The sequence below is a fragment of the Paractinoplanes aksuensis genome (genome assembly GCF_024137025.1).
GTDB lineage: Bacteria > Actinomycetota > Actinomycetes > Mycobacteriales > Micromonosporaceae > Actinoplanes > Actinoplanes aksuensis.
Genome location: NZ_JAMYJR010000048.1, coordinates 83,719 through 110,231, shown reverse-complemented (window position 1 = coordinate 110,231; position 26,513 = coordinate 83,719). Strand labels below are relative to the sequence as shown.

The following is a 26,513-nucleotide window of genomic DNA, read 5'->3' as shown; positions in this document are numbered from 1 at the left end:
GCCGTTGCACCATGTCATGTCGCATCGACGCCGCGCCACATCTTTCTATCTAAATGTCTCTACGTGCAGTCGAGCCAGTTCGCACGGCCGGTTCTCAGAGGCGGCCGGCTTCGATGATCCGGGCCAGGAACTGGCGGGTGCGGGGCTCCACGGGATCACCCAGGACCTGCGAAGGCGGGCCCTGTTCGAGCACGCGGCCCTTGTCGAGGAATGCCACCCGGTCGGCCACCTGACGCGCGAAGCCCATCTCGTGGGTGGCCAGCACCATGGTCATGCCCTCGCCCTTGAGCTCGCGGATCATGGTGAGCACCTCGCCCACCAGTTCCGGGTCGAGTGCGGAGGTCACCTCGTCCAGCAGCAGCAGACGCGGGCTGTTGACCAGGGCCCGCACGATCGCCACGCGCTGCTGCTGGCCGCCCGAGAGGTTGTCCGGATAGCTGCCCGCCTTGTCGGCCAGGCCGACCCGGTTCAGCCACTCCATCGCCTGGTCCCGCGCTTCGGCGGCCGGGCGCTTGTGGACCCGTACGGGAGCCAGGGTGATGTTGTCGAGAACGGTCATGTGCGGGAACAGGTTGTACGACTGGAAGACCAGGCCGATCTTCTGGCGTACGGAGTCGGGGTCGACCCGCGGGTCGGTGATGTCCTCGCCGTCGAGGCGGATCACGCCGTCGTCGATCTCGGCCAGCAGGTTCACGCAGCGCAGCAGCGTCGACTTGCCCGAACCGGAAGCGCCGATCAGCGCCACCACCTCGTGCTCGCCGACGTCGAGGGTGAGCCCGTCGAGCACCACGTGCGAGCCGAACGTCTTGCGGACGTCCGTGCAGGAAAGCACCATCTCAGGTCCCCGCGTTCTGCCGTCGGGCCGCCCGCAGCGTCACCCAGTCGGTGACGGCGATCAGCGGCAGGGCCAGTAGCACGAAGAGCACGCCGGCGACCACGTACGGGGTGAAGTTGGCGGTCTGGGCCACGCCGATCTGGGCCATCCGGATCGCGTCGATCGGCCCGGCCAGCGAGATCAGCCCGACGTCCTTCTGCAGGGCGACGGTGTCGTTCAGCAGCGGCGGAGCCACCCGGCGGACGGCCTGGGGCAGCACCACGAACCGCATCGACTGCCGATAGCTGAGCCCGAGCGAGCGCGCGGCCGCGATCTGGCTCGGATGCACCGACTCGATGCCGGCCCGGAACACCTCGGCCAGGTACGCGCCATAGGTGATCACGATGGCCGCCCCGCCGAGCACGGTGACGCTCGGCGTGCCCTCGAGCCGCAGACCCGGGATGCCGAAGGCCATCAGATAGATCACGATGATCAGCGGCAGACCCCGGAACGAGTACGTGTAGAGGGTCGCCAGCGCCCGCACCGGGAAGAACACCGGCCCCCGCAACGTGCGCAGCACGGCGATGAGCAGCCCCAGCGCCAGCGCCGCGAGCGCGCAGAACACGAGCATGCGCAGGTTGAGCCAGAGCCCCTCGAGGATCTCGGGCAGCCACTCGCGGGCGATCCGCGGGTCGAAGAACGACTGGCGCACCCGGTCCCACCCGGGAGCGCCGGTGACCAGCACGCCCAGCAGCGTGCCGACGATCGCGGTGGAGAGCGCGGCGAGCAGCACGGACCGGACCGCCTTCCGGCGGCGGAAGGTGATCCGGCCCTGCTGAATCGCGCTTGGTTCGTATTGCGAAGGGCTCACTGGAGTTCGGGGGCTCCGCCGCTGCCGGCCAGCCAGGTCTTCTCCAGCACGGCCAGGGTGCCGTCCTGCCGCAGCTGGTCGACCGCCGTGCTGACGCAACCGGTCAGCGCCGAGCCCTTGTCGAGCACCAGCCCGAACTGCTCGGGCACGCCCACCTGGGGCAGCTGGCCGACGATGACGCCGTTGTCGAGCTCGGCCCCGGTCATGTAGAACGCGGTCGGCAGGTCGACCACGATGCCGTCGACGGTGCCGTTGACCAGCGCCGCCTTGGCGTCGTCGTTGTTGTTGAAGACGGACGGCTGGGTGCTCGGCTTGATCAGGTCGGTGACCGCCTGATAGCTGGTCGTGCCGACCTGGGCCCCGAGCTTGGCGCTCTTGAGGTCGGCCAGCGACTTGGCGCCGGCGATCTTCGAGCCCTTGGTCGTGATCACCGTCTGCCGGACCAGGTAGTACGGCGACGAGAAGTCGACCGCGTTACGCCGTTCGGGGGTGATCGAGAACTGGTTGATGTCGAAGTCGTAGGCCTTCGGGCCGGGCGCGATGGCGTTGTTGAACGTCACAGAGGTCCAGATCACGTTGTCCTGCGAGTATCCCAGCCGTTGGGCGACCTGGTACGCGACGGCGGACTCGAAGCCCTTGCCGTTCTTCGGGTCGTTGTCGGAATACCACGGCTCGTAGGCCGGTGTGTCGGTGCCGATCGTCAACTTGCCGGCGGTCTTCGTGGCGAGGCCACCAGCAGGGCAAACGTCCCCGGACGCGCTCGCGGAGGCGGTGGGGGCGGCGATCTGGTCGACGGGCGAGCAGCCCACGAGGGCGGCGAGCGCGAGAACGGCGCCGCCGGTGGTGAGAAGGGTGAATCGGCTGACCATGCCCGGGAGCCTAGAACACGTCTCACCTGCTGGGGGCGTTCGTCGCCATCCCGTGACGAGTTGGCAAAATGCTCCCCGTGAAGACGTTCGAAGAGTTGTTCGCCGAGCTCCAGGCGAAGGCGGCGGAGGGAACCCCCGGTTCGTCCACCGTCGCGGCTTTGGAGCGCGGAGTCCACTTCATCGGGAAGAAGGTCGTCGAAGAGGCGGCCGAGTCCTGGATGGCCGCCGAGCACGAAGGCCCCGAGCGGGCCGCCGAGGAGATCTCCCAGCTGCTCTACCAGGCCCAGGTCCTGATGATCGCGACCGGGCTCGACCTCAAGGACGTCTATCGACATCTGTGACGTGCCACTCCGCTCTTGATCAAGCGACCAGAAGGAGCACGTCCGAGATGCTGCGCATCGCCGTCCCCAACAAAGGGACCCTGTCCCAGCCCGCCTCGCAGATGCTGCGCGACGCGGGTTACCGCCAGCGCACCGACCCCAAAGACCTGATCTGCCGCGACGAGGCCAACAACGTCGAGTTCTTCTACCTGCGGCCGCGCGACATCGCCACCTACGTGGGGTCGGGCGACCTCGACCTCGGCATCACCGGCCGCGACCTGCTGGTCGACTCCGGCGTCCCGGCGGCCGAGGTGCTCGACCTCAACTTCGGCGGGGCCACGTTCCGGTGGGCCGCGCCGTCCGGCTCGATCGCCTCGGCCGACGAGATCGGCGGCAAGCGCATCGCCACCGCGTACCCCGGGGTGGTCGAGCGTTACCTGGCCGAGCACGAGCTCAAGGCCGACGTCGTCCGGCTCGACGGCGCGGTCGAGAACGCGGTCCGCCTGGGCGTGGCCGACCTGATCGCCGACGTGGTCGAGACCGGCGCCACGCTGCGTCAGGCCGGCCTGGTCACGCTGGGCGAGCCGCTGCTGCGCTCGTCGGCCGTCCTGATCGGCCGGGCCGACCACGACAACGCGTTCGCGGCCCAGCTCGTCCGGCGGCTGCAGGGCGTGCTGGTGGCCCGCAGCTACGTGATGCTGGCCTACGACGTACGGGCCGATCTGCTCGACCAGGCCACCGGGCTGACCCCGGGCATCGAGTCGCCCACGGTCTCGCCGCTGCACCGCGAGGGCTGGGTGGCCGTGCAGGCCATGGTGCCGCGGGCCGATGTGCACAAGGTGATGGACGAGCTCTACGAGCTGGGCGCCCGCGCCATTCTGGTCACCGACATCGCGAATTGCCGGCTGTGAAGGGGGCGGGGAGCGTGAGTAGCCTGAAGGTCGTGGACGAGCAGACGGTGACGTACCGCCCCAAGAAGATCCGGTGGGTGGCGATCCCGGTCGCGGCCGCGGTCATGGTGCTGTTCACCGTGCTGAGCTTCGGCCTCACGGGGTCGGCCGGTTTCGGCAACTCCGGCTCGTTCCAGCGCGGCGACCAGGCCGCCATGATCGGTCTGGGCATCCTGATCGGGCTCGGGGTGCTGGCCTTCCTGCGGCCCCGGGTGATCGCCGACGCCGAGCACATCAGGGTCCGTAACGTCGTCGGCGGCTACGACCTGCCCTGGTCGGTGGTGCGCAAGGTGCGCTTCGACCGGAACTCGCCGTGGGCCCAGCTCGAGCTGCTCGACGACGAGCAGATCTCGGTGCACGCCCTGCAGGCAGCCGACAAGGACTACGCCGTCGACGGCGTGCGCACCCTGCGCAAGCTGCACGCCGAGGCCGTGGACGCTTGAACAATTACACCTGGTAGAGTTGACGCGTCGACCACGCCCGCATCTCGAATGCAGGCGCGAAAGAGGAGCCCGCTGGTTCCCACCCGAAGCCTTCGACACGAAGGCCGGGTCCGGTCACCTGGACGCCGAAGCGATTCGGCGTCCGGGGCGCGTCCTCACGGGCGTCGATGACCGGTCGAGCGGGCCTCAGCATGCGCTGGGGCCTTCTGCTTTCCCGGCGCCCAGTTGTCCTGGGGCGCGGGGCCGACCGACATTGGCAGCAAAGTAACCGTTCTGAGGAGGCCCCATCAGCGTCGAACCACGCGTTAACGAACAGATCCGTGCTCGTGAGGTCCGATTGGTCGGCCCTGAGGGTGAGCAGGTGGGCATCGTCCCGCTCGAGCGCGCCCTGCAGCTGGCCGCGGATGTCGATCTGGATCTGGTCGAGGTTGCTCCCATGGCGCGGCCGCCGGTGTGCAAGCTCATGGACTTCGGCAAGTTCAAGTACGAGAGCGCACTGAAGGCACGCGAAGCACGGCGCAACCAGCAGCAGACCGTCATCAAGGAAATGAAGCTCCGTCCGAAGATCGACCCGCACGACTACGAGACCAAAAAGGGTCACGTGGTGCGGTTCCTCAAGGCGGGCGACAAGGTCAAGGTGACGATCATGTTCCGCGGTCGCGAGCAGAGCCGCCCCGAGCTGGGATTCCGGCTCCTGCGCAGGCTCAGCGAAGAGATCTCGGAGCTGGGATTCGTGGAAGCCAGCCCGAAGCAGGACGGCCGAAACATGATCATGGTGCTGGCGCCGCACCGCGCGACCAAGGCCGCGGCCGTGGCCGCCGTCGCCACCAAGCCGGGCCGTGAGCCCCGCGAGGGCGAAGCCCCGGTCGAGGCCGAGGCACCCGCCACCACCACCGCAGAATAGACAGCTTTTCCGCATGCCTCGGGGGGCCGATGGGCCCCCTGACGTGCGCCAAAGTTCAGAAAGAGGCTCCAAGTGCCTAAGTTCAAGCCCCACACCGGCACCGGCAAGCGGGTGAAGGTCACCGGTAAGGGCAAGATCGTCCGCGAGAAGGCCGGCAAGCGCCACCTCCTCGAGGGCAAGTCCTCGCACGTCACTCGGCGCATGACCGGCACCACGGTCGTCTCCGAGGCCGACCTGCCGCGCGTGAAGAAGCTTCTCGGCCGCTGACGCCGCCACACCCGTTCCCCTGTTAGGAGTACCGAAATGGCACGCGTCAAGCGGGCAGTGAACGCCCAGAAGAAGCGTCGCACGTTGCTGGAGACCGCCAGCGGATACCGCGGTCAGCGCTCCCGCCTTTACCGCAAGGCCAAGGAGCAGGTGCTGCACTCGATGCAGTACTCGTACCGCGACCGCCGTGACCGCAAGGGCGACTTCCGCCAGCTGTGGATCACGCGCATCAACGCGGGCGCCCGGGCCAACGGCCTGACCTACAACCGTCTCATCCAGGGTCTTCGCCTGGCCGAGATCGAGGTCGACCGCAAGATCCTGGCCGACCTCGCGGTGAACGACGCGGCGGCTTTCGCCGCGATCGTCGAGGTGGCCAAGGCGGCGGTGGCTGCTGAGGGCACCGGCGGCGCTCCGAAGGCCGCGTAAGTAAGCACTTTCGGCAGGCGTCTCCCAGACTTGGGAGGCGCCTGCTGGCCTTTCTACCCCCAAGACTGGACCGGTTGATGACGTTCACCGCTCGTACCCCCCGAGTCGCTGCGGCCCGCAAATTGCAGCGGCGCCGGGACCGCGATCAGTCCGGCCGGTTTCTGGCTGAGGGGCCGCAGGCGGTGCGGGAGGCGCTCGCGGCGGGCGTGGTGCTCGAGCTGTTCGCGACCGCCGAGGCGATCGAGCGGCACGCCGACCTGGCCGCGCACGCCGAGGTCGTGTCCGAGATCAGCGAGGACGGCTTGGCCGCGCTCGCGGAGACCGTACAGCCGCAGGGGTTGGTGGCGGTGTGCGAGCAGATCGACGTGCCGTTGAAGGAGGCGCTGGCCAAGAAGCCGCGTCTGGTCGCGGTGGTGGCCGAGATCCGCGACCCCGGCAACGCGGGCACGATTCTGCGGACCGCCGACGCGGCCGGAGCGGGCGCGGTGATCTTCGCCGGGGACGCGGTTGACCCCTACAACGGGAAATGCGTCCGCGCGTCGGCCGGCTCGTTGTTTCATGTAGATGTGGTCCGTTCCCCGCTCGACGTCGTGACACCGCTGCGTGATGCCGGTCTGCAGGTGCTCGCCACCAGCGGCTACGGCGCCGACGACCTCGACTCCCTGGCCGACGACGGCGTGCTCGCCGCCCCCACCGCCTGGCTGTTCGGCTCGGAGGCCCACGGCCTGCCGGCCGCGCTGCTCGACGCGGCCGACCGGCCGGTGCGCGTGCCGATCTACGGCGGGGCCGAGAGCCTGAACCTGGCCGCGGCAGCCGCCGTCTGTCTCTACGCGTCGGCCCGGGCGCAGCGCTGATGCGGGCCATCGTCTACGACGCCGTCGGGGCGGCGCCGCGGGTCGCCGTGGTGCCCGAGCCGCACTGCCCGCCCGACGGCGCCGTGATCGAGGTGCGCGCGACCGGCCTGTGCCGCTCCGACTGGCACGCCTGGCGCGGGCACGACCCGGTGCCGCTGCCGCACATCCCGGGCCACGAGTTCGCCGGCGAGATCGTCGCCGTCGGCCCGTCCGTCCGCGGGTTCGGGCTGGGGGAGCGGGTGACCGCGCCCTTCGTCAACGGCTGCGGCCGCTGCGAGTTCTGCACGACCGGCCGGGCCCAGATCTGCCCCGACCAGACCCAGCCCGGCTTCACCCACCCCGGCTCGTTCGCCGAGCGGGTGGTCGTGCGGGCCGCCGACACCAACCTGGTCCGCCTGCCCGACAGCGTCAGCTTCGTGGCCGCGGCCGCGCTGGGCTGCCGGTTCGCCACCGCGTTCCGGGCCCTGACCGGGCACGGACCGGTGCCCGACGACGCTGTGATCGCGGTCTACGGCTGCGGCGGCGTCGGCCTGTCGGCGATCATGATCGCGACCGCGCTGGGCTTCAAGGTGCTCGCGGTCGACCCGTCGCCCGCGGCCAACTCGATGGCGGCCGCGCTGGGCGCGGTCATCGTGCACGAGATCGACCAGGAAGCGCACATCGCGATCGACGCCTACGGCTCGGCCGCCACCGCCGAGGCCTCGGTCCGCAGCCTGCGCCGGGGCGGCCGGCACGTGCAGGTCGGCCTGATGCTCGGCGTGGACGCCCACGCCCCGCTGCCCTGGGATCTGGTCGTCGCCCGCGAACTGCACGTGGTCGGCTCGCACGGCATGGCCGCGGCCGACTACCCGCCGATGATCGACCTGGTCGCCCGGGGCCGGCTCGACCCGGGCCGCCTGGTCGGCTCGGTGATCCCGCTCGAGGCGGCCGGCGTCGCGCTGACGACGATGGACTCGCCCATCCCGGGCCACGCCGGTATCACCGTCGCCGAGCGCCAGGCCTGACCGGTATGATTCGACCCGTGCCAGGACTTCCGAAGCTGTTTAGCCGGCCCGCTGGTCGCGGGCCGCGGGTCTGACACGTCCCGATCTCCCTGACCGGCGGGCTGCGGCTCAGCCGTGCCTCCGTAGACTGCCTTGGCATTCCAGGTGAGGGAGACCATGTCCTACCGCAACGATCCGTATGACCCCAAGCAGGCCGCCCTGCTCGACCCGGCCGCGCTCGAGGCCGCCGTCGACGCCGCCCGTCAGGCCTTCGACGCCGCGTCCGACCTGGACGAACTGGCCGCGCTGAAGTCGGCCCACCTCGGCGACCGCGGCCCCGTGTCGCTGGCCCGGCGCGAGATCGGCTCGCTGCCGCCGGCCGCCAAGTCCGACGCCGGCAAGCGGGTCAACCTGGCCCGCCAGTCCGTGCAGGGCGCCTACGACTCCCGTCAGGCCGAGCTCGAGATCGAGCGCGCGGCCCGGGTCCTTGTCGAGGAGCGCGTCGACGTCACCCTGCCGTGGAACCGGCGCCCGCGCGGCGCCCGCCACCCGCTGACCACGCTGATGGAGCACATGGGCGACCTGTTCGCCGGCATGGGCTACGACATCGTCGAGGGCCCCGAGCTCGAACTCGAGTGGGCCAACTTCGACGCGCTCAACATCGGGCCCGACAACGCGGTCCGCGGGTCCATGGACACGTTCTATGTCGACCTGCCCGGCCTGGTCATGCGGACGCACACCTCGCCCGGCCAGGTGCGCACGATGCTCACCCGGCAGCCACCGATCTATGTGGTCAGCCCGGGCCGGGCCTACCGCTCGGACGAGCTCGACGCGACCCACAGCCCGGTCTTCCACCAGATCGAGGGCCTGGTCGTCGACGAGGGCATCACGATGGCCCACCTGCGGGGCACGCTCGACCACTTCGCCAAGGCGATGTTCGGCCCCGACGCGCGTACCCGCTGGCGGCCGCACTACTTCCCGTTCACGGAACCGAGCGCCGAGTTCGACGTCTGGTTCGCCCAGCACCGCGACGGCCCGCGCTGGGTCGAGTGGGGCGGCTGCGGCATGGTCAACCCCAAGGTGCTGGTCGCGGCCGGCATCGACCCCGAGCGCTACTCGGGCTTCGCGTTCGGCATGGGCGTCGAGCGCACCCTGATGTTCCGCAACGGCGTCAGCGACATGCGCGACATGGTCGAGGGCGACGTGCGGTTCACCACGAACTTCGGAATGGCGGTCTGACAACCATGAAGACGTCTTTGTCATGGCTGCGGGAGTTCGTCGAGCTGCCGGCCGGCCTCACCACCGAGCAGCTCGACGACGCCCTGACCAACGCGGGCATGGAGGTCGAGTCGATCGTCGACCAGGCCGCCACTGTCCGCGGTGACCTCGTGGTGGGCCGGGTGCTGACCATCGAGGAGCTGACCGGGTTCAAGAAGCCGATCCGCTTCACCACGGTCGACGTGGGCCGGGCCGAACCGCAAGAGATCGTCTGTGGGGCCCGCAACTTCAGCGAGGGTGACCTGGTGGCGGTCATCCTGCCGGGTGGCGAGCTGCCCGGCGGCTTCAAGATCGGCGCTCGGAAGACGTACGGCCGCAATTCGAACGGCATGATCTGCTCGGCGGCCGAGCTGGGGCTGAGCGGCGACCACGACGGCATCATCGTGCTCGCGCCCGACACTGCGAAGCCGGGCGACGACGCACGCCCGGTCGTGGGTCTGGCCGACGTGCTGGTCGAGGTCGAGATCACGCCCGACCGCGGGTACGAGATGAGCCTGCGTGGCCTGGCCCGCGAGCTGTCGTACGCGTTCGACGCCGCCTACACCGACCCGGCCTCGATCGTCACGGCCCCCGGCGGCACGGCCGAGGTTCCGTACGAGGTGAAGCTCGAAGACACGGTCGGCTGCGACCGGTTCTCGGCCCGGGTGGTGCGCGGCATCGACCCGAACGCGGCCTCGCCACTGTGGATGCAGCAGCGCCTGGTCGCCGCGGGCATCCGCACGATCTCGCTGCCGGTCGACATCACCAACTACCTGATGCTCGAACTCGGTCAGCCGATGCACGTGTTCGACCTCAACCGGCTCAGCGGCGGCCTGGTCGTGCGCCGGGCCCGGCCGGGCGAGAAGCTGACCACGCTCGACGGCGTGGCCCGCGTGCTCGACGCCGAAGACATGGTCATCTGCGACGACACCGGCCCGATCTCGCTGGCCGCGGTCATGGGCGGCGAGACCAGCGAGTGGCAGCCGGACACGGTCGACGTGCTGCTCGAGGCCGCCCACTGGGATCCGGTGATGGTCGGCCGCACGGCCCGCCGCCACAAGCTGTTCAGCGAGGCCGCCAAGCGCTGGGAACGCGGCGTCGACCCGCAGCTCACCCTGGTCGCGCTCGAGCGGGCCGTCCAGATCCTGACCGAGCACGCCGGCGGCACGGCCGACGAGCGCGTGCTCGACCTCGACCACGTGGTCGCCCCGGCCTCGATCGCGCTCGACCCGGCCCTGCCCGCGCGCCGGATCGGCCTGGCCTACGACACCGAGCAGGTCACCGCGCTGCTCTCGCGGATCGGCGGCACGGTTACCGGCGTCGACCCGCTCGAGGTCACCCCGCCGTCCTGGCGGCCCGACCTGCTGGCCCCGATCGACCTGGTCGAAGAGGTGGCCCGGCTCGGCGGCTACAACGACATCCCGTCGCTGCTGCCCCCGGCCCGCGGCGGCAGCGGCATCACCCCGCAGCAGCGGCGCCGGCGCACGGTCGGCCGGGCCCTGGCCGAGAACGGCTACACCGAGGTGCTTTCGTACCCGTTCGTGGCGCCCGCGGCGGCCGACCAGCTCGGTTACCCGGCCGACGACCCGCGGCGCAGCGCCGTGCGGCTCACCAACCCGCTGTCGGAGCAGGAGCCGCTGTTGCGCACGTCGCTGCTGCCGACCCTGCTGGGCACGCTCAAGCGCAACCTGGGCCGCGGCCACCGCGACCTGGCGCTGTTCGAGACGGGCACGGTGTTCCTGCCCGGTCTGACCGAGATCGCCCCGCCGCCGATGGGTGTCGACCGCCGCCCGACCGACGAGGAGTGGGCCGCGGCCAACACGATCGTGCCCGCCCAGCCCTGGCACCTGGCCGTCGCCCTCACCGGCGACGCCGAGCCCGCCGGCTGGTGGGGCCCGGGCCGCGCGGCCTCGTGGGCCGACGCGGTCGAGGCGGCCCGCATCGCGCTGGCCGCGGCCGGCGTCACGCCCGACCGGATCACGGTCGGCGCCGACGAGCTGGCCCCGTGGCACCCCGGCCGCTGCGCCGCGATCTCGGTCGACGGCACGGTCGTGGGCCACGCGGGCGAGCTCCACCCGGCGGTGGTCTCGGCCTACGAGCTGCCCAAGCGCACCAGCGTGATGGAGCTCGACCTCGACGCGCTGCCGCTGCCCCCGGTCACCCAGGCCAAGCGGATCTCGTCGTTCCCGCCGGCGCTGATCGACGTGGCCCTGATCGTCAACCGGGCCACCTCGGCCGCCTCGGTCGAGGCCGCCCTGGCCGACGGCGCGGGCGAACTGCTCGAGTCGGTGTCCCTGTTCGACCTGTACGAGTCGGACCAGCTCGGCGAGGACAAGAAGTCCCTGGCCTACAAGCTGACCTTCCGCGCCCCCGACCGCACGCTGACCACGGAAGAGACGCTGGCGGCCCGTGACGCGGCGGTGGCGGCGGTGGCCGCCCGTTTCGGCGCCACCCTGCGCGGCGCCTGAGAGAGCGTGAGAGCGCCGGGCCGCGCAGGCCCGGCGCTCCTCAGGCCCAGGGCGCGTGGATGATCTTGTCGACCGCAATCGTCATGACGACCCGCACCTGGTCCCGGCCGCCGAACCACGGGTACGGGCCGCCGAGGTATTTCTGGGCGAGTTCCTCGATGTTCTCGGCGCCGCCCTTCGGGGTCACGTCGACCACCCGGCCCTTGACCGAGTAGTAGTCGGACACGTTCTTCGGGTTCGCGACGATGACGGAGACGCGCGGGTCCCGCTCGACGTTGCGGACCTTGCGGAAGCCCTCCACCGTGTTGATCACGATGTGCTCGCCGTCGGTGCCGACCCAGGTCTCGGTCAGCTGCGGCGACCCGTCCGGGTCGGTGGTCGCGATGAAGCAGGGGCTGGCCTCGCGCAGCAGTTCCAGCAGGCCATCAGGCAAGATCGTCACGCCGCCGACAGTACGCCGATCTTGTCCGCGCGCACCTCGACCGGCGTGCCGGCGGCGGGGTGGCCGAAGACCTCGGCGGCGCTGCCGCCGCGCAGGAGCAGCTCGTAGAACGGCTCGCCCCAGCCCGAGCTGCCCGGCGCGAACGACATGGCGTCGGCGGGCACGGCGAAGACGCCGTCACTGATCACGGCCTCGGCCGTGCGGGCGCCGATGCGTACGGAAACGGTTGTCCCTGATTGGGCCGGCGGCTCGTGCCACGAGGTTTTGAGGTTGCCGTAACCGTCGGTGTAGACGAGCGCGTTGCCCGGCGGCTCGGGCAGCGTGAGCTCCCCCGTAATCGGCCACCACCGTGATCAGCATGCCCGCAGATCAACCGGCTCAGTCAGTCGTGTACCCGCCATTGACGGTGATGCGCTCGCCGGTGATGAAGCGGGAGGCGTCGGAGGCCACGAAGGCGACCACGTCGGCGATCTCTTGCGGGGTGCCGATCCGGCGCAGCGGCACCCCGGCCACGTAGTCCGCGGTGTCGGCCTCGGTGAGCGGGCCGTGCCGTTCGACCGGGATCCAGCCCGGCGCGACCACATTGACCGTCACGTTGTGGACGCCCAGTTCACGGGCCCAGGTGCGGGCCAACGTGAGCTGGGCGCCCTTGGCCGCGTTGTAGGCCGAGAACTGCGGCAGCGCCCGCTCCACCATCTCGGAGCCGATGTGGATGAAACGCCCGCCGCCCAGCCGCCGCATGTGGGGGAGCGTGGCCTGCAGCAGCAGGGTCGGGCTCTTCACAAAGAACGTGAGCTGGTCGAGGTGGTCCTGCCAGGTGGTCTCCTCGGCCTTGACGGCCGGTTGCGGTCCGGTCGCATTGGCCACCACCACCTGTACGGGACCGAGCGTGCGCTCCACCTCGGCCGCGAGCTGCCGCACCTCGTCCTCGTCAGTGACGTCGGCCCGAAAAGCAAAAGCCTTCCCACCCGTACGCTCGATGTCGGCCACGACCTCGGCCGCGCCCTCAGCATCCGAGCGGTAGTTGACCGCCACCGCCCACCCGTCGCTCGCCAGGCGTCGCCCGATGTGCGCGCCGAGCCCGCGCGAGGCCCCCGTGACCAGGGCACTTCCCGAGATCGTCATGCGCCGACGGTACTGGAATGACTGCAACGTCACGCCCGCGGCGGCGATCATCCATGGCACGCTGTGAGGCGTGACATCGCGGCCTCTGCGGAAACTCGGGTTCCTGACCATCGGGCTGTTCGAGCGGGACGATCCGCGGGCGGGGCACGAGTCCACGCTCGAGATCATTCAGCTCGGGGAGCAGCTCGGCTTCGACAGTGCCTGGGTGCGTAACCGGCACCTGCAGTACGGCATCTCGTCGCCCGTGGCCGTGCTGGCCGCGGCCACGCAGCGTACGTCGAAGATCGAGCTCGGCACGGCGGTGATCCCGCTCGGCTGGGAGAACCCGCTGCGGCTCGCCGAGGATCTGGCCACCGTCGACATCCTGTCCGGCGGGCGGCTCAACCCGGGGCTCAGCGTGGGTCCGCCGATGAACTTCGACACGGTCAAAGAGGCGCTCTACCCCGACACGGCCGAGGCCGAGGACTTCAGCTACGCCCGGGTCGAGCGGCTGCTCGGGTTCATCCGGGGCGACCAGGCCAGCGACTTCAGCGGCAAGCAGGGCGTCGTCGAGGAGTTCTCCGAGCGGGTCGAACCGCACGCGCCCGGCCTGATCGACCGTATGTGGTACGGCGGGGCCAGCCTGCGGTCGGCCCAGTGGGCCGGCGCGCACGGCATGAACTTCCTGACCAGCAGTGTGGTCAAGGCCGAGGAGGCCGACGACTTCGCTGAGATCCAGCTGTCGCACATCCGGGCCTTCCGCGCGCATCACCCGCGAGGTGACCAGGCCCGGGTGTCCCAGGGCCTGGTCGTCATCCCCACCGATTCGGCCACGGCCGAGCAGAGGGCCAAATATCAGGCGTACGTCGAGAAGCGCACCCCCCGTACCCGGGAGCCACAAGGCCCGGCCCGGATGCTCTTCTCGCGCGACTACGTCGGCCGCTCGGCCGAGATCGCCGACCAGTTGCTGGCGCACGCCGCCTTCCGCGAGGTCGACGAGGTCGCGTTCGCCTTGCCGTTCAGCTTCGACCACCCCGACTACGTGCAGATCCTCACCGACATCGCGACCCACCTGAAGCCGCTTCTAGCTCAGGGCTGACACGCTCACCGGCTGCCCGTCGGTCAGCGCCGCCACCGGAATCACCGCGGCCGGTCCGCCGGCCATCAGCACCAGAGTGGTGTCCTCGCCTGCGAGCTGCCGCAGCTTGGGCACGTCGGCCGCGGCGACGGTCACTTTGCCGTCCTTGCGCGCGGCCGGCACCTGGCCGAGCGGGCCGTTGAGCACCAGGCACAGCTTCTTGTCGCCGTCCTGCGCGTAGTACGTGTCGGCGTCGCACATGCCCAGGGTGCGGCCCAGGAAGCCCGGCGGGTCCTGGGTCTCGCCCGAGATCTCCTCGTTCAACCCGTACACCTCGACCCGGTGGCTGCCGGGCATCGTGAGCGGGTCCTTCACCAGGAACAGGGTGACCGCCGCCGCCAGCACCAGCACGCCGCCCGTCCATGCAAGCTTTCGTCGCTTCGACATGGCTACGACCCTATGAACGGGCCGCCGTAGCGGGCCTGAGTAGCCGCACTCAACCCGGGAGGGGTGGTAGCACCACCTCGAACTGGGTGGTTCGCCGTAGCGACTCGGAACGGCCACGAAAATAGCGTTTACGGCATGACGACGATGACGATGGCCCCGCCCGCCGTGGCGCTGCACGGGGTCAGCCGGGTGTTCGGCCGGGGGCCGTCGGCGGTGCGGGCCGTCGACGGGGTGACGCTCGATTTCCCGCGCGGCAGCTGGACCGCGGTGATGGGCCCGTCCGGCTCGGGCAAGTCCACGCTGTTGCACTGCGCGGCCGGGCTGGAACGGGTCGACGCCGGGCAGGTGCTGCTGGGCGACACCGACCTGACCGTGGCCGGTGACGCCGAGCTGACCGCTCTGCGACGGACCCGGATCGGGTTCGTCTTCCAGAGCTTCAACCTCATCGGGGCGCTGACCGCCGAGCAGAACGTGGCGTTGCCCCTGCGGCTGGCCGGTAAGCGCCCGTCCCGGTCGGCCGTGCGGGCGACGCTGGACGCGGTGGGTCTGGCCGACCGGGCCCGGCACAAGCCGCGCGAGTTGTCCGGCGGCCAGCAGCAGCGGGTGGCGATCGCGCGGGCCATGGTGACGCGGCCCGAGGTGCTGTTCGCCGACGAGCCCACCGGCGCCCTCGATTCCACGGCGGCCCGTACTGTGCTCGATCTCTTGCGGGCCATGGCCGATGCCGGCCAGAGCATCGTGATGGTCACGCACGACCCCGGCGCCGCGGCCCGCGCCGACGCGGTCGTGTTCCTGCGTGACGGCCGCGTGGTCGACCGGCTGGCCGGGGCCGACGCGCGCGCGGTGGCCGACCGGCTCGCGGCCTGGGAGCGTTGACATGCTGGGGATGAGCCGGGCCGGCCTGGCCGAACGCTGGACGTTGTTCGTGGGTGCGCTGCTTTCCGTGGCTCTCGGGGTGGCGCTGGTGCAGTCCTCGTTGCTGCTGCTGATCTCGGCGGCCGGAGCGAATTCCGATGACGCCGCGGTGCCGATGCTGGGCATCACGCTGGGCGGGGCGACGTTCCTGGCCGGCTTCATCATCAGCTCGACGTTCGCCTTCACCGTCGACCAGCGCCGCCGCGACCTGGCCCTGTTGCGTCTGGTCGGTGGCAGCCGGGGTCAGGTGCGCCGGCTGCTGCTGGGCGAGGCGTTGCTGCTGGGCCTGGGCGGGGCCGCGATCGGCGTGCCGGCCGGGCTGGGCGTGATGTCGTTGCAGACGTGGCTGATGCGCCGGTTCGAGTTCGTGCCGCCCGATTTCGTGGGCGAGTGGCGCATGTGGATCCTCGGCGTCTCGATCGGCACGGGCGTGGTGCTCGCGCTGGCCGGGGTGTTGGTGGCCGCGCGGCGAGCGGCCCGGGTGCGGCCGTTGGAGGCGCTGCGCGAGAGTGGCGCGGCGGCCCGCCTGATGACGGCCGGGCGCTGGGTGGCCGGGCTGTTCTTCCTCGGCGGCGCGCTGGCCCTGGTCATCGTCGCCCCGCACGGCGGACCGGCCGGCGGTCAGGCGATGGCGATGAACGTGGCCATGCCGGCCGCGGTGACCGTGGTCGCGTTCGGGCCGCTGCTGGTGCCGGTGCTGGCCCGGCTGATGCCGTTCGGCGGCGGGGTGCTGGGCGCGCTGGCCCGGGCCAACGTCCGCGACGCCCGGCGCCGCTCGGCCTCGGTGGCGGCGCCCCTGATCGTGCTGATCGCGCTGGTCGTGGGCAACACGGGCGCGGGGGAGTCGTTCACGTCGAGCGGCATCGGCGAGGTGGCCCGCTCGACCCACGCCGACTTCGTGGTCGAGGCGCCCGTCCCGGCCCGCCCCGGCGTGGCCACGGTGTCTTCGGAGACCATGCTGCCGGCCGAGATCGTGACCGGCTCGGGCGAGGACCGGGAGACGACCGACGTCACCGCCTTGGCGATCAACCCCCGGGCGTACGCGGCGGTGCACGGCACCCCGGTCGAGCTGACCGGAAACGGGGTGGCCCGCGGCCCCGGCGGCGAGGTGCCGACCGACGGTTCGGTGCGCGTCCGTCTGCTCGGTCTTTCTCCCGGCTCGCCCGGGGCAGATCTCGGCGATCTGCCGGTGGTGGCGGCTGTGCCCGAGATGATGAGCGGCGGCGCGAGCCTGCTGATGCTGCCGGGCCAGGTGCCCGCGGCGCTGCTGGAGAAGGCACCGACCCGCTCGTTCGTGGCGCTGGAACCCGGCGCCGACGCTTCAGCCGTACGGGCCGATCTGGCTCGGTTCGGGCCGGTGTCCACCCTCGGGGAGTGGCTGAAGGCGGACGCCGAGGAACGCAACTCGACCAACGACAAGGTGATGCTGGTCGTGCTCGGCCTGGGCGGCCTCTACGCCCTGATCGGCGTGATCAACTCGATGGTCATCGGCGCCGCCACCCGCCGCCGCGAGTTCGCCGAGGCCCGCGTAACGGGTCTGACCCGAAGCCAGGTGATCCGCTCGGCCCTGCTCGAGGCCTACGCGGTGACCGGCGCCGCCCTGCTGCTGGGCGCACTGGCCGCGTCGGCCGCCTTCTTCGCCGTGCTGTCGACAACCTCAGCCGTGACCGGCACCGCCACCCTCGACCTGCCGTGGCCCTTGATCGCCGCGGTGGCCGCCGTAGCCCTGACCGTCACGGGCGTGACCAGCCTGATCACCTCGTGGTCGGCCACCCGCCACCCACCCGTGACCCTCCTGGCCGCCCGCGAGTAACCAGATTCACCGGGATCACCAACACCACCGGGGTGCCGGCCCGGCTGATGATGACTTCCTCACCTTGCTCGACAAGGTCGATGATCCGAGAGAAGTGCGTCGCCGCGTCGTCGACGTCGAACTGTGCACGAGATTCAGGCACGATGCCCCCTTGCTCAACGACTAGTCTGTCCGCTGGTTTCCCATACCTATGTATGGTGTTTGTATGGCTTCCAAGAAGGTCACCGTGACGCTCCCCGAAGATCTGGTCGAGGCGCTCGGCGCGGCGGCTCAAGAGGACGGTGTGCCCCTGTCGCGGCTGGTCGCCAACGCGGCCGAGAACGAACTGCGCCGGCGGCTCGGCCGGCACGTGGTGGCCGAGTGGCAGGCCGAGCACGGGGCCTTCACCGTTGAGGAACTGGCTGCGGCCCGCGCCGAGATGGCTGCCGCCGACGCAGAGGCATTCGGCGTCTCCCCGTCGGCTGCGGCGTGAGCATCCCGTATGTGTACGACGCCGGCGTTCTGCTCGCCGTCGACGGCAACGATCGCCGGATGTGGGTGATCCACCACCTCGCGCTGGAAGAGGGGCGCCGCCTTCTCGTCCCGGCCGTGGTCGTCGCTCAGGCGTGGCGTGACGCCCGGCGCCAGGTGCGCCTCGGCAAGTTCCTGCACAGCTGTGAGGTCGTCCCGGTCGGGCTCGAAACGGCGAAGGCCGCGGGCGTGCTGTGCGGCAAGGCGGGAACGCGGGACGTCGTCGATGCCACGGTGGTCACGGTTGCCTTGGCGAACGGCGCCATCGTCTTCACCAGCGACCCGGGCGACATCACGGCGCTGGGAACCGCCGCCGATGTCAAGCCCGGGCTGGTCGTACGCCGCGTCTAGCTGTTTGGCAGGCGGAGGACGTCGGCGATGACGGCGTCGTCCTCGGTCAGGCGGACGGCGGCAGGGCTGTCGTAGACGACCAAAAGGCGGCCGTCGCCGTAGTTGCTGAGGCCTTCCGCGTGGTCGTCGCCCTCGCCGTACGTCAGTTCGAGGACCCGGCTGATCAGGTCGCCGCGCACGATCGTCGGCTGTTCGGAGCGGCAGGCGTCGTGCCAGCGGTAGACGCGGACCGGGCCGTCCAGGTCCATCGTCGGACCGGCCAGGATCAGCAGGTCGTCGCCGTCGGGGCAGAGATCCCGGACGCCGAGCCCGTCCAGCTTCAGCACGTGCTTGCGGTACGTGAAGCCGTCGGCGAACTCGTGCAGCCGCAAGCGGGTCGGCTCGTCGGGGTCGATGTAGGGGCGCAGTTCGAGCACGAACGCCCAGCCCCGCAGCACCGGCCCCCGCAGCCCCAGGTAGATCCGGTCGCCGGCCACCGCGATGCCCTCGATGTCGAGCCCGTTGTCCTTGCCCGGGATGGCCAGGAACGGCGCCAGGTGCTCGTCCTTGCGCAGCAGCCGGCGCAGGTCGTCGGGCCCGCCCAGGGCGGCCGCGTAGTGTTTCTCGCCGTCGACCTCGATCTCCCGTACGGGCGTCGGCAGGCCGTCCACGTCCGCGATCGGCAGGCGGACGAGAATCTGGCGGTTCTCCTGCCCCTCGATGCGCGCCAGCCGCTTGAGCGCCTTGGCCCCCTCGTGCCTCTCCTTGATCTGCTTGCGGCGCAGGCTGTGCGAGCCGATCGCCCACAGGAACGGCCCGCTGCGGGCCAGCCCCTCGACGTCGGCCTCCTCCTCGATGTCGGTGCCGGGCAGGGTGATGAAATCGCCCAGGCGGTACGTCGTCTCGTCGCCGAACTCGGTGGGCCGGGCCGGGTCGTCGGCGACCAGCCGTTCCACGGTCGCCGTCTCGTCGCCCGCGATCCACAGCACGGGTCCGTCGAGGCGTACGGCGGAGAGGTTGGTGTGCGTCGCCGCGGCGCGCGACTTGTCCCCGAAGCGCAGCCGGACCGTGTGTTCCAAGGTCATGGTCATCATCGTCGCACCGGGGAGCCACCCCCGGGCCTCCGCTGACGAGATGACGAAATCAGCTGGACGGGCGAGGCGCGGCGGCCGGACTGCGGTGACCGTCGGTGTCCACGGCCCGTACGCCGAAAAAGACGTTGTCTTTGGAGAGGTCGATGGTGACCTCGTCGACCCGGCCCACGGACCGCGCGTGCTGCCAGTCGGGGGCGGTCGTCTCGCGCCAGACGACCTCGTAGCCGGCCAGGTCGGGTTCGGTTCCGGGCTGCCAGCGCAGGGTGGTCTCGTTGGTCAGCTGGGTGGTGTCGATGACCAGGCCTTTCGGCGTGCCCGGGGCCTGGGCGAGCGACCACAGCACGGAGGCGTTGGTGCGGGCGACCCGCGCGATGTACCCGAAGTCGCAGAATTCGATCAGATCGCCGTACTGGACACCGTTCTCGACCCGGACGTCCTGGTGCTCGTGGGCGAAGTTCTCGCGGGGCTCGGTGAAACGGGCCGCCGGATAGCCGCGGAGCAGGAACGAGATGTGGTCGCTGCCGCGCAGGTAGCGGTCGCGGCGCCAGATGACCCGGACGTCGAGGTCGGTCCGCAGATCCTCGACGAACCGCCCGAGCTGGCGCGACGGCCCGTCGTTCTCGCCGCCGACACTCTTGCGGATGCTCGCCTCGGCCGCCGTCTCCGAGGTGGGCACACCCTCGACGAACAGCCGCACCGACCGGTTGGCGGGCCGGGTGCCGTCGTGCGCGTCGCCGGTTCCGACAATGTCGTTGCTGAACATCGCCTGCACGTCGGCGTTCCGGTCTTTGTAGCTCTGGGCCAGGTGGTCGGAGCCGTAGAGGCCCTGCTCCTCGCCGGCCACGGCGGCGAACACGATGGTCGCCTCGGGCCGCCGGGTGGCCAGCACCCGGGCCAACTCCATGATCACGGCCACGCCGGACGCGTCGTCGTCGGCGCCGGGGGCGTCCTTGACCGCGTCCATCACGTCGGTCACCCGCGAGTCGTAGTGCCCGGTGACCACGTAGATCCGCTCGGGCGTGACACTGCCGCGCAGCGTCGCCACCACGTTGGTGATCGTGGTCGGCGCCGGGATCCGCGGCGACACCGGCTGCACGAACGACTGCAGCTCGACCGTCATCCGCCCACCGGACGCGGCGGCGTACCGCTGCAACTCGGCGAAGATCCAGTCGCGCGCGGCCCCGATCCCGCGCACCGGATCGTCCTGGCTCGACAGGGTGTGCCGGGTGCCGAACGAGACCAGCTTACGCACGATCGCCTCGACCCGACGGGGTTCGATCTCGCGCAGGATCGCCTTCAGCTCACCACCGGGCGCCGTCCCGGCCCGGGCCGCCGGGGCCGCGACCAGGGGTGCGGCCGCCGCGGCCGCGGACACCGTCAGAAACGTACGCCGACTCGACTGGGCCATGCCGTCCACTCTGGTCCTCGCTCGTCCAGATGTCCACGCTCATCTATGTCTTGGCACGCCCGGTCAGAGTCGGATCATGATGGTGCGTACGCGGTGGAGCGTCCCGCAGAGCCCGGCCGAGATGTGGCCCGCCCTGTGCGACTCGCGCGTCGAGCTGACCCCGCGCTGCCCGGTGTTCTATCTCGGGACGCCGCGCCCGACCGAGTGCCGGCTGCCCGAGGGCGCGGGTTCGGGCGAGGTCGGCGCCACGCGCCAGTGCGTCTCCGAACAGGGCACCATCCGCCAGCGCATCGACATCTGGGAGCCGCCGGCCCGGCTCGCCTTCCACATGGAGGAGACCGACCTCTGCTTCGACCGCTTCGTCGACCGTCTGGGCGACACGTTCGAGTTGACCCCGGAGGGCACGGGCACCCGGATCACCCGCACGACAACGGTTTCGGTACGCAATCGGTTCGCCGGGGTGCTTTATCCCGCGCTCTGGGTCGGCCTGAAGTCGGTGCACCGCTTCGTCTTCCGCAACTGGCAGCGTCAGGCGACATAGACCAACAGACCCTTTTCGGTACGGGCTAAGCGCAGGCCGACGCGTTCCGCGATCCGAATCGACGGCGCATTGCCGGGCCGGATCGTCGCCCACACCGGCCCGATTCCGGCCGCCCGGCATTCCTCCAGCACAGCGGCGGCTGCCTCGGAGGCGTAGCCGAGGCCGCGCCGAGAATGGTGGATCAGGTAGCCGATCTCGATGCCGGCCCGCCCGCGGAACAGACCGCAGTTGCCGATCAGCGTGCCCTTGTCATGGACGGCGTACCAGATCAGGCCGTGGTCCCGCTGGGCCGTGATGCGGTTGCGGATCCATTGTTCGGTCTGGGCCACGGTAGTGAACGGACCCGCGCCGATCGTGTGGGTCAAGGGGTCGGCGAGAAGGGCGTGCAGGTCGTCGACGTCATCGAGGGTGAACGGGCGTAGCGACAGCCTCGGCGTGGTCAGTTCGTTGCGCATGTCAGCGCATGCCGAACAAGAAGCGGGTGGCGGCGGTGCGGCGGACCAGCAGGTCGTAGACGGCGAACATGACGGCGAAGGAAAGTGCGACGATCACCAGGTATTTCACGAGCATCGGAGCGTTCCAGCGCACGGCGAAGTAGGCCACCGTCACGACGATCGGCTGGTGGAGGATGTAGAGCGGCAAGGCCGCGGTCGCCAGATAGGCGTAGATGCGTTGTTCTCGCACCGCAATCGATCGGCCGGGGCCGGCAGTTTCGGTCGGGTTGGCGGCCTTATGGGGGCCACGGTCCAGCAGGCCCAGAATGGCGACCAGCCAGCACCAACCGGCGGCGGCGAAGACGATGCGGGCGGCGATCGCGTGGGCCGTCATGTCGGTGAACGGTTCGCCGTCGGCCGAGCCGAGCAGGGCGCCGGAGGCGCCGAACAGCAGGAAACCGATGATGGCGGCCGGTTTGGCGTCGCGCCGCATTCCCGTACGGAAGCGGTCGTCACCGGCCAGAACGAAACCGTACAGAAACAGCAGCAGGTACGCCCATCGACTCCAGCCCGCGAACGATTCCTCCATGCCCAGCAACGCGCCGACGACGATCAGCGGAATGGCCGGGACCACGAGCAGCGCGCCCCGGCGGGAGACGAAGCCGAGCCGCGTGACCGGCAGCCATCGCACCACAGCGGCCAAGATCAGCGAGAACGTCAGCAACAGCACGACGAACCACAGGTGCCCGGTCTCGAAGTAGTCGCCCTGCACCAGGAACGGAAAGTCGGCCAAGCTCAGGTGTACGTCGAAATAGTGCAGCAGAAACCGCGCATACGACTCGTCGTAGCCCGGATCGGCCGCCCTCAACCGCAGCCATTGCGGCACCGGAACGATGGTCAGCGTTGCGAAGACCAACGGCACACCGAGGCGCAGCAACCGTTCCCGCACGAATCCGCCGCCGCCCCGCCGCCGCATCGAGTGCCACGCCCCGAAGCCCGCGATCAGGAACAGCGCCGGCATCGCCCACACCACGCCCAGCCCGGCCAGCCAGGTCACAGCCTCGGTCGTCTGCGGATTCTTGACGTAGAAGTCGTCCCGCTCGTCGAACACGAGCGCGCTGTGAAAGAACACCAGCCCCAGCACGACCACGAGGCGGATCGCATCCAGCTCGGGCCGTCGCGCATCGTCCCCCGCCATCGCGTGAAGCTACCGCGAGGCGTCAGGACGAGGCGAGGGCCTCCTGCACCGTGGTTTCCTGGCGGCCCAGGAAGACCGGGTCGCGGTGGGAGACGACGTCGGTGACGGCCTTGACGATGGCGCCGCGTTCGCGGACCACCGAGTTGCGCCACGGATCCTTGTAGATCTTCACCGAGTCGTCGCCGACGCCGGTGGCCTCGATGCCCTGGCTGCGGCACAGGGCGACCGCGCGGTCGAGGTGGTAGGTCTGGGTGACGACGATGGCCTGGCGGACCCCGAAGATCTTCTCGGCCCGCACGCACGAGTCGTAGGTGTCGAAGCCGGCGTAGTCGAGGGCGATCCGCGAGGCCGGCACGCCCCGGGCGACCAGGTAGACCTCGGACATGCCGGGCTCGTCGTACTCCCAGCGGCTGTGGTCGCCCGAGACCAGGATCGCCTTGACCTTGCCCGCCTCGAGCAGGCGCCGGGCGATGTCGAGCCGGGCGGCCAGGAAAGGCGAGGGCTGCCCGTCCGGGTACACCTCGGCCCCGAGAACGAGCGCGACCGGCGCTGCGGGCACGTCGGCCTCGCTGTAGACGTGGCCGTGGGCGGCGGCGCGGGTCCACAACTCGCCGCCCGCGGAGGTCAGCCCGCCCACGGCGACGGTGAGGACGACGGCGAGAACCGCGAGGCGCAGCAGGCGGCGACGGGAGATGATCGGCACCCGACCGACGATGCCAGCCGGTGTCAACGTCATGATGGGATCGTGCCCAGCATCGATGATCTTGCCGTCGCCACCGGGGACGACCCGTTCCTGCGATGGGCGGCGGACCGGCCCGGCGTACGGATCTGGATCGAGCCCGCCGCGGCCGCGGTCGCTGTCCCGGCCCTCTCCCGGCACGATCGGGTGGCGATCCACGGCGAGCCGCATGCCCTCGCGGGGCTGCTGCGCCGGGTGTTGCCCGAGGTCGGCCCGAACTACCGCCCGTTCGGCCCCGAGACCACGGTCGTCGAGACCGCGGAGCTGATGCCCGAGCTGTCAGTCGCGGGGCGTTTCGCGTGGATGGAGACGGCGACGGCACCCGCGGGAGGCAGCGGGGTCTGGCTCACCGACGACGATCTGCCCGAAGTCGAGGCGCTGCTGCAAAAGGACTTTCCCGACTCGTACGCCCGGCCCGGCGCCCCGGGCGTGACGAGGTGGGCGGCCCAGCGCGACGAGGCCGGCGCCCTGGCCGCGGTGGCCGCCGACGCCTGGTCGAGCCCGCGGGTCGGCCTGATGGGCGGCGTCGCCACCCGATCCGACCAGCGCGGTCGGGGACGGGCGGCGACGCTGTGCGCCTTCGTGACGGGCGAGTTGCTGACCGGGCGGGACCGGGTCGCGCTGTTCGCCGACTACTGGAACGTCGCGGCCGTGGCCACGTACCGCAAACTGGGTTTCGCCTTGAAGCCCCTGGCGGCCGCGCACCAGGTCACGGGCTGACGATCCGGAACGGCGCCCGCAGCAGGTCGCGCTCGCGCGAGCTCGGGCCGACCAGCAGCTCGAAGTCGCCCGGCTCGACGATGCGCCGCCCGTCCGCGGTGACCAGCGAGCACGCCGACGCCGGCACCTCGAGCTCGACGGTGACCGTCTCGCCCGCCGGCACCTCGACCTGGCGGTAGGCCTTCAACTCGCGGCCGGCCCAGGTCACCGAGGTGACCAGGTCACTGATGTACGCCTGGACGGTCTCGAGCGCAGGCCGGGCGCCACTGTTGGTGAGCGTGACCGTCGCCCGCACGATCTCGTCGGCCGGCACGGACGGCGTGGTCACCGTCAGATCGCCGTACGTCAAGGTCGTGTAGTTCAGGCCCTCGCCGAAGGCGAACAGCGGATCCTGCGTGAGGTCGGCGTAGCGGCTGCCGTGCTGCCCACGGATGGTGTTGTAGTAGACCGGCTGCTGACCGACGTGCCGCGCCACCGACAACGGCAGCCGCCCGCTGGGTTCGATGTGGCCGAGCACCAGCTCGGCGATCGCCCGGCCGCCCCGCATGCCCGGGTTGAAGGCCTGGATGATCGCGGCCGCGTTCAGCGCCGACGGCGGCAGAACGGTCGGCTTCGAGTTGACCAGCACGACGATCATCGGGGTCTTGGTCGCCGCCACCGCGTCGAGCAGCGCGATCTGGCCGCCCTGGAGCTCGAGCGTGGCCGTCGACTTGTGCTCGCCCGTCAGGTTGACAGTGTCGCCCACCACGACCACCGCGTAGTCGGCGCGGACCGCCTTGTCGCGGGCCACGTCGATCAGGTGGTGGTCGATCGGGGCGCCGACGGAGATCGGCGGCCGGGGCTGGCCGTCGGGGTAGGTGTGACCCTCGGGGTCGGGCACGAGACGCTCGATGTCGGCCCCACGGGCGTGCTCGATCACCCAGTTGGGCGGGGCGACCGCGCGGAAGCCGTCGAGGATCGTCTCGGTCAGCTCACGCGGGTGGCCGTCGGGCAGCCAGTCGACCTGGCCCGAGTCGCCGGCCCAGTCGCCGAGCTGGGCCGAGACGTTGTCGGCGTTGGGGCCGACGACGGCGATGCGCCGGAACTTGCCTTCCGGCTCGACCGGCAGCACGCCGTCGTTCTTGAGCAGCACCAGCGAGCGGCGGGCGACCTCGAGGTTGAGCTCGGCGTGCTCGGCCGCGCCGATCACGGCCCGCTGGCGCTCGGGGTCGGGCGCCCGCGGGTTCTCGAACAGGCCCAGCTCGAACTTCAGGCGCAGGATCCGGCGTACGGCCTGATCGATCTCGTCCTCGCGCAGGAGCCCCCGCTCGACCGCCTCCTGCGCGCCCTCGAAGAAGCCCGGGGTGACCATGACCAGGTCGTTCCCGGCCTTGACGGCGACCGCGGCGGCCTCGGCGTAGTCGGCGCAGACCTTCTGTTCCCACACCATGCGGCCGACGTTGTCCCAGTCGGTGACGAGGGTGCCGGTGAAGCCCCACTCCTCTTTCAGGACGTCGTTGAGCAGCCACTTGTTGGCGGTGATGGGCACGCCGTCCATCGACTGGTAGCCGAGCATGAAGACCCGGCAGCCCTCGCGGGCGACCCGCTCGAACGGCGGCAGGAACCAGGAGCGCAGCTTGCGCCGGCTGATGTCGGCCTCGCTGGCGTCGCGGCCGCCCTGGGTCTCGGAGTAGCCGGCGAAGTGCTTGGCCGTGGCCAGGATCGCCGTCGGGTCGTCGAGCCCGCCGCCCTGGTAACCACGGATCATGGCCGAGCCGAGCTCGCCGATCAGGAACGGGTCCTCGCCGAACGTCTCGTCGACCCGGCCCCAGCGCAGGTCGCGCGTGATGCACAGGACGGGCGAGAAGGTCCAGTGGATGCCGGTCGCCGCCACCTCGACGGCGGTGACCCGGGCGACCCTCTCGATCAGGTCGGCGTCCCAGCTCGCGGCCATGCCGAGCTGGGTCGGGAAGATCGTCGCCCCCGGCCAGAACGAGTGGCCGTGAATGCAGTCCTCCGCGGTGAGCAGCGGGATCTGCAGCCGGGTCTTGGCGACCAGGTCGATCGCCTCGAGCATCTTGGCCGGCGAGGTGTGCAGGATCGAGCCCGCCAGCTTCTCGCTGACGATCTCTTTCACGTCGCCCCGGGCATCCAGCTGGAGCATCTGACCCACCTTTTCGGGCAGAGTCATCCTGCTCAGCAGGTCGTCGACACGCTCGTCGACGGTGAGGGATTCATCCCGGTACGGGACGTCAGTGGGCACGTGTGCCTCCGGTCGTCACGACCGCGGTGGCACGGTCATCGAAACACGAACAACCCGGAGTCTTCCAGGACG

General features: G+C 70.7%; 31 protein-coding genes. 17 read left to right on the top strand and 14 right to left on the bottom strand.

The annotated features are described in order from the left end of the window. Positions 1-94: 94 nt before the first annotated feature. The 3 genes from M1L60_RS39290 to M1L60_RS39280 are packed head-to-tail and all read right to left on the bottom strand — an operon-like array spanning position 95 to position 2,554. Entirely contained in the window at positions 95-835 is a 741-nt protein-coding gene (locus tag M1L60_RS39290; protein WP_253242661.1) for an amino acid ABC transporter ATP-binding protein, read from the bottom strand. A 1-nt stretch (position 836) separates the two neighbouring features. After that, on the bottom strand, positions 837-1,685 hold the full coding sequence (locus M1L60_RS39285; protein WP_253242660.1) for an amino acid ABC transporter permease: 849 nt from the start codon (positions 1,683-1,685) through the stop codon (positions 837-839). Continuing rightward, positions 1,682-2,554, bottom strand: a complete 873-nt coding sequence (locus tag M1L60_RS39280; protein WP_253242659.1) for an ABC transporter substrate-binding protein — start codon at positions 2,552-2,554, stop codon at positions 1,682-1,684. The genes M1L60_RS39285 and M1L60_RS39280 overlap by 4 nt, the downstream gene beginning before the upstream one ends. Positions 2,555-2,631: 77 nt before the next feature. On the opposite strand from M1L60_RS39280, the gene M1L60_RS39275 reads away from it, so the two are divergent. The 10 genes from M1L60_RS39275 to pheT all read left to right on the top strand — a co-directional run bounded on the left by M1L60_RS39275 (position 2,632) and on the right by pheT (position 11,426). After that, complete coding sequence (locus M1L60_RS39275) at positions 2,632-2,895, top strand: phosphoribosyl-ATP diphosphatase (protein ID WP_250007792.1); 264 nt, start codon at positions 2,632-2,634, stop codon at positions 2,893-2,895. 47 nt (positions 2,896-2,942) lie between these two features. After that, positions 2,943-3,785, top strand: coding sequence for an ATP phosphoribosyltransferase (hisG, locus tag M1L60_RS39270; RefSeq protein WP_253242658.1), 843 nt, complete (start codon positions 2,943-2,945; stop codon positions 3,783-3,785). Positions 3,786-3,808: 23 nt separating this feature from the next. Continuing rightward, positions 3,809-4,267, top strand: a complete 459-nt coding sequence (locus M1L60_RS39265; protein WP_253242681.1) for a PH domain-containing protein — start codon at positions 3,809-3,811, stop codon at positions 4,265-4,267. Between the two features lie 286 nt (positions 4,268-4,553). After that, positions 4,554-5,171 (top strand): translation initiation factor IF-3, encoded by a 618-nt coding sequence (gene infC / locus M1L60_RS39260; RefSeq protein WP_253242680.1) that lies wholly within the window; start codon positions 4,554-4,556, stop codon positions 5,169-5,171. Positions 5,172-5,243: 72 nt separating this feature from the next. Then, the gene (gene rpmI / locus M1L60_RS39255) at positions 5,244-5,438 is read left to right on the top strand and encodes a 50S ribosomal protein L35 (protein ID WP_253242657.1); all 195 of its coding nucleotides are present in this window, start codon (positions 5,244-5,246) and stop codon (positions 5,436-5,438) included. A gap of 36 nt (positions 5,439-5,474) precedes the next feature. After that, entirely contained in the window at positions 5,475-5,864 is a 390-nt protein-coding gene (rplT, locus tag M1L60_RS39250) for a 50S ribosomal protein L20 (protein ID WP_215790608.1), read from the top strand. Positions 5,865-5,941: 77 nt separating this feature from the next. Beyond that, positions 5,942-6,718 (top strand): TrmH family RNA methyltransferase, encoded by a 777-nt coding sequence (locus tag M1L60_RS39245; RefSeq protein ID WP_253242656.1) that lies wholly within the window; start codon positions 5,942-5,944, stop codon positions 6,716-6,718. Further along, entirely contained in the window at positions 6,718-7,722 is a 1,005-nt protein-coding gene (locus tag M1L60_RS39240; protein ID WP_253242655.1) for an alcohol dehydrogenase catalytic domain-containing protein, read from the top strand. Before M1L60_RS39245 ends, M1L60_RS39240 begins: the two co-directional genes overlap by 1 nt. Before the next feature lie 156 nt (positions 7,723-7,878). Next, entirely contained in the window at positions 7,879-8,940 is a 1,062-nt protein-coding gene (pheS, locus tag M1L60_RS39235; RefSeq protein ID WP_253242654.1) for a phenylalanine--tRNA ligase subunit alpha, read from the top strand. Positions 8,941-8,945: 5 nt separating this feature from the next. Continuing rightward, entirely contained in the window at positions 8,946-11,426 is a 2,481-nt protein-coding gene (pheT, locus tag M1L60_RS39230) for a phenylalanine--tRNA ligase subunit beta (RefSeq protein WP_253242653.1), read from the top strand. A gap of 40 nt (positions 11,427-11,466) precedes the next feature. Here the strand turns inward: pheT and M1L60_RS39225 are convergent, their stop codons facing one another. The 3 genes from M1L60_RS39225 to M1L60_RS39215 all read right to left on the bottom strand — a co-directional run bounded on the left by M1L60_RS39225 (position 11,467) and on the right by M1L60_RS39215 (position 12,993). Continuing rightward, positions 11,467-11,868: a TIGR03618 family F420-dependent PPOX class oxidoreductase gene (locus M1L60_RS39225; protein WP_253242652.1), complete on the bottom strand. Its 402-nt coding sequence runs from the start codon at positions 11,866-11,868 to the stop codon at positions 11,467-11,469. After that, positions 11,865-12,056, bottom strand: a complete 192-nt coding sequence (locus M1L60_RS39220) for a hypothetical protein (RefSeq protein WP_253242651.1) — start codon at positions 12,054-12,056, stop codon at positions 11,865-11,867. Before M1L60_RS39220 ends, M1L60_RS39225 begins: the two co-directional genes overlap by 4 nt. Before the next feature lie 190 nt (positions 12,057-12,246). Then, complete coding sequence (locus M1L60_RS39215; protein WP_253242650.1) at positions 12,247-12,993, bottom strand: SDR family oxidoreductase; 747 nt, start codon at positions 12,991-12,993, stop codon at positions 12,247-12,249. Positions 12,994-13,063: 70 nt separating this feature from the next. Between M1L60_RS39215 and M1L60_RS39210 the strand changes: the two genes are divergently transcribed. Then, positions 13,064-14,071: an LLM class flavin-dependent oxidoreductase gene (locus M1L60_RS39210; RefSeq protein WP_253242649.1), complete on the top strand. Its 1,008-nt coding sequence runs from the start codon at positions 13,064-13,066 to the stop codon at positions 14,069-14,071. Here the strand turns inward: M1L60_RS39210 and M1L60_RS39205 are convergent. Continuing rightward, on the bottom strand, positions 14,057-14,497 hold the full coding sequence (locus M1L60_RS39205; RefSeq protein ID WP_253242648.1) for a hypothetical protein: 441 nt from the start codon (positions 14,495-14,497) through the stop codon (positions 14,057-14,059). The two genes, M1L60_RS39210 and M1L60_RS39205, sit on opposite strands and share 15 nt — an antisense overlap. 144 nt (positions 14,498-14,641) lie before the next feature. Here M1L60_RS39205 and M1L60_RS39200 point away from each other — a divergent pair, with 144 nt between their 5' ends. Together M1L60_RS39200 and M1L60_RS39195 are read left to right on the top strand one after the other, a co-directional pair. After that, on the top strand, positions 14,642-15,373 hold the full coding sequence (locus M1L60_RS39200; protein ID WP_253242679.1) for an ABC transporter ATP-binding protein: 732 nt from the start codon (positions 14,642-14,644) through the stop codon (positions 15,371-15,373). Between the two features lies 1 nt (position 15,374). Continuing rightward, positions 15,375-17,225 (top strand): FtsX-like permease family protein, encoded by a 1,851-nt coding sequence (locus M1L60_RS39195; protein WP_253242647.1) that lies wholly within the window; start codon positions 15,375-15,377, stop codon positions 17,223-17,225. Here M1L60_RS39195 and M1L60_RS39190 read toward each other — a convergent pair. Further along, positions 17,167-17,367: a type II toxin-antitoxin system Phd/YefM family antitoxin gene (locus M1L60_RS39190; protein WP_438862203.1), complete on the bottom strand. Its 201-nt coding sequence runs from the start codon at positions 17,365-17,367 to the stop codon at positions 17,167-17,169. The two genes, M1L60_RS39195 and M1L60_RS39190, sit on opposite strands and share 59 nt — an antisense overlap. 63 nt (positions 17,368-17,430) lie before the next feature. Here M1L60_RS39190 and M1L60_RS39185 point away from each other — a divergent pair, with 63 nt between their 5' ends. Both M1L60_RS39185 and M1L60_RS39180 read left to right on the top strand, forming a co-directional pair. Further along, entirely contained in the window at positions 17,431-17,697 is a 267-nt protein-coding gene (locus tag M1L60_RS39185) for a ribbon-helix-helix domain-containing protein (protein ID WP_253242646.1), read from the top strand. Then, positions 17,694-18,086 carry a PIN domain-containing protein gene (locus M1L60_RS39180; protein ID WP_253242645.1) on the top strand — a complete coding sequence of 131 codons (393 nt, stop codon included), beginning with the start codon at positions 17,694-17,696 and terminating at the stop codon, positions 18,084-18,086. The genes M1L60_RS39185 and M1L60_RS39180 overlap by 4 nt, the downstream gene beginning before the upstream one ends. Here M1L60_RS39180 and M1L60_RS39175 read toward each other — a convergent pair. Both M1L60_RS39175 and M1L60_RS39170 read right to left on the bottom strand, forming a co-directional pair. Then, positions 18,083-19,150: a DUF3616 domain-containing protein gene (locus M1L60_RS39175; RefSeq protein ID WP_253242644.1), complete on the bottom strand. Its 1,068-nt coding sequence runs from the start codon at positions 19,148-19,150 to the stop codon at positions 18,083-18,085. The genes M1L60_RS39180 and M1L60_RS39175 overlap by 4 nt on opposite strands. Before the next feature lie 58 nt (positions 19,151-19,208). After that, positions 19,209-20,567: a M20/M25/M40 family metallo-hydrolase gene (locus M1L60_RS39170; protein ID WP_253242643.1), complete on the bottom strand. Its 1,359-nt coding sequence runs from the start codon at positions 20,565-20,567 to the stop codon at positions 19,209-19,211. A gap of 76 nt (positions 20,568-20,643) precedes the next feature. Between M1L60_RS39170 and M1L60_RS39165 the strand changes: the two genes are divergently transcribed. After that, positions 20,644-21,108, top strand: a complete 465-nt coding sequence (locus M1L60_RS39165) for an SRPBCC family protein (protein WP_253242642.1) — start codon at positions 20,644-20,646, stop codon at positions 21,106-21,108. Here M1L60_RS39165 and M1L60_RS39160 read toward each other — a convergent pair. Genes M1L60_RS39160 through M1L60_RS39150 form a run of 3 tightly spaced genes read right to left on the bottom strand, consistent with a single transcriptional unit; the run spans position 21,096 to position 23,476 of the window. After that, on the bottom strand, positions 21,096-21,563 hold the full coding sequence (locus M1L60_RS39160; protein ID WP_253242641.1) for a GNAT family N-acetyltransferase: 468 nt from the start codon (positions 21,561-21,563) through the stop codon (positions 21,096-21,098). The two genes, M1L60_RS39165 and M1L60_RS39160, sit on opposite strands and share 13 nt — an antisense overlap. A 1-nt stretch (position 21,564) precedes the next feature. Next, complete coding sequence (locus M1L60_RS39155; RefSeq protein WP_253242640.1) at positions 21,565-22,740, bottom strand: acyltransferase family protein; 1,176 nt, start codon at positions 22,738-22,740, stop codon at positions 21,565-21,567. A gap of 22 nt (positions 22,741-22,762) precedes the next feature. Continuing rightward, entirely contained in the window at positions 22,763-23,476 is a 714-nt protein-coding gene (locus M1L60_RS39150; protein WP_253242639.1) for a SanA/YdcF family protein, read from the bottom strand. A gap of 9 nt (positions 23,477-23,485) precedes the next feature. On the opposite strand from M1L60_RS39150, the gene M1L60_RS39145 reads away from it, so the two are divergent. After that, positions 23,486-24,199, top strand: coding sequence for a GNAT family N-acetyltransferase (locus M1L60_RS39145; RefSeq protein ID WP_253242638.1), 714 nt, complete (start codon positions 23,486-23,488; stop codon positions 24,197-24,199). Here the strand turns inward: M1L60_RS39145 and M1L60_RS39140 are convergent. Next, positions 24,189-26,441: an exo-beta-d-1,3/1,6-glucosidase gene (locus M1L60_RS39140; protein ID WP_253242637.1), complete on the bottom strand. Its 2,253-nt coding sequence runs from the start codon at positions 26,439-26,441 to the stop codon at positions 24,189-24,191. The genes M1L60_RS39145 and M1L60_RS39140 overlap by 11 nt on opposite strands. Positions 26,442-26,513: the final 72 nt, after the last annotated feature.

What these genes read in the sequence shown, in the direction of transcription:
- M1L60_RS39155 (WP_253242640.1), bottom strand. Translation starts at nt 22,740, where the DNA reads ATGGCGGGGGACGATGCGCGACGGCCCGAGCTGGATGCGATCCGCCTC.
- M1L60_RS39290 (WP_253242661.1), bottom strand. Translation starts at nt 835, where the DNA reads ATGGTGCTTTCCTGCACGGACGTCCGCAAGACGTTCGGCTCGCACGTG.
- M1L60_RS39240 (WP_253242655.1), top strand. Translation starts at nt 6,718, where the DNA reads ATGCGGGCCATCGTCTACGACGCCGTCGGGGCGGCGCCGCGGGTCGCC.
- M1L60_RS39160 (WP_253242641.1), bottom strand. Translation starts at nt 21,563, where the DNA reads ATGCGCAACGAACTGACCACGCCGAGGCTGTCGCTACGCCCGTTCACC.
- rplT (WP_215790608.1), top strand. Translation starts at nt 5,475, where the DNA reads ATGGCACGCGTCAAGCGGGCAGTGAACGCCCAGAAGAAGCGTCGCACG.
- M1L60_RS39150 (WP_253242639.1), bottom strand. Translation starts at nt 23,476, where the DNA reads ATGACGTTGACACCGGCTGGCATCGTCGGTCGGGTGCCGATCATCTCC.
- hisG (WP_253242658.1), top strand. Translation starts at nt 2,943, where the DNA reads ATGCTGCGCATCGCCGTCCCCAACAAAGGGACCCTGTCCCAGCCCGCC.
- pheT (WP_253242653.1), top strand. Translation starts at nt 8,946, where the DNA reads ATGAAGACGTCTTTGTCATGGCTGCGGGAGTTCGTCGAGCTGCCGGCC.
- M1L60_RS39195 (WP_253242647.1), top strand. Translation starts at nt 15,375, where the DNA reads ATGCTGGGGATGAGCCGGGCCGGCCTGGCCGAACGCTGGACGTTGTTC.
- M1L60_RS39215 (WP_253242650.1), bottom strand. Translation starts at nt 12,993, where the DNA reads ATGACGATCTCGGGAAGTGCCCTGGTCACGGGGGCCTCGCGCGGGCTC.
- M1L60_RS39185 (WP_253242646.1), top strand. Translation starts at nt 17,431, where the DNA reads ATGGCTTCCAAGAAGGTCACCGTGACGCTCCCCGAAGATCTGGTCGAG.
- M1L60_RS39245 (WP_253242656.1), top strand. Translation starts at nt 5,942, where the DNA reads ATGACGTTCACCGCTCGTACCCCCCGAGTCGCTGCGGCCCGCAAATTG.
- M1L60_RS39175 (WP_253242644.1), bottom strand. Translation starts at nt 19,150, where the DNA reads ATGACCTTGGAACACACGGTCCGGCTGCGCTTCGGGGACAAGTCGCGC.
- M1L60_RS39205 (WP_253242648.1), bottom strand. Translation starts at nt 14,497, where the DNA reads ATGTCGAAGCGACGAAAGCTTGCATGGACGGGCGGCGTGCTGGTGCTG.
- M1L60_RS39170 (WP_253242643.1), bottom strand. Translation starts at nt 20,567, where the DNA reads ATGGCCCAGTCGAGTCGGCGTACGTTTCTGACGGTGTCCGCGGCCGCG.
- M1L60_RS39280 (WP_253242659.1), bottom strand. Translation starts at nt 2,554, where the DNA reads ATGGTCAGCCGATTCACCCTTCTCACCACCGGCGGCGCCGTTCTCGCG.
- M1L60_RS39200 (WP_253242679.1), top strand. Translation starts at nt 14,642, where the DNA reads ATGACGATGGCCCCGCCCGCCGTGGCGCTGCACGGGGTCAGCCGGGTG.
- M1L60_RS39165 (WP_253242642.1), top strand. Translation starts at nt 20,644, where the DNA reads ATGATGGTGCGTACGCGGTGGAGCGTCCCGCAGAGCCCGGCCGAGATG.
- pheS (WP_253242654.1), top strand. Translation starts at nt 7,879, where the DNA reads ATGTCCTACCGCAACGATCCGTATGACCCCAAGCAGGCCGCCCTGCTC.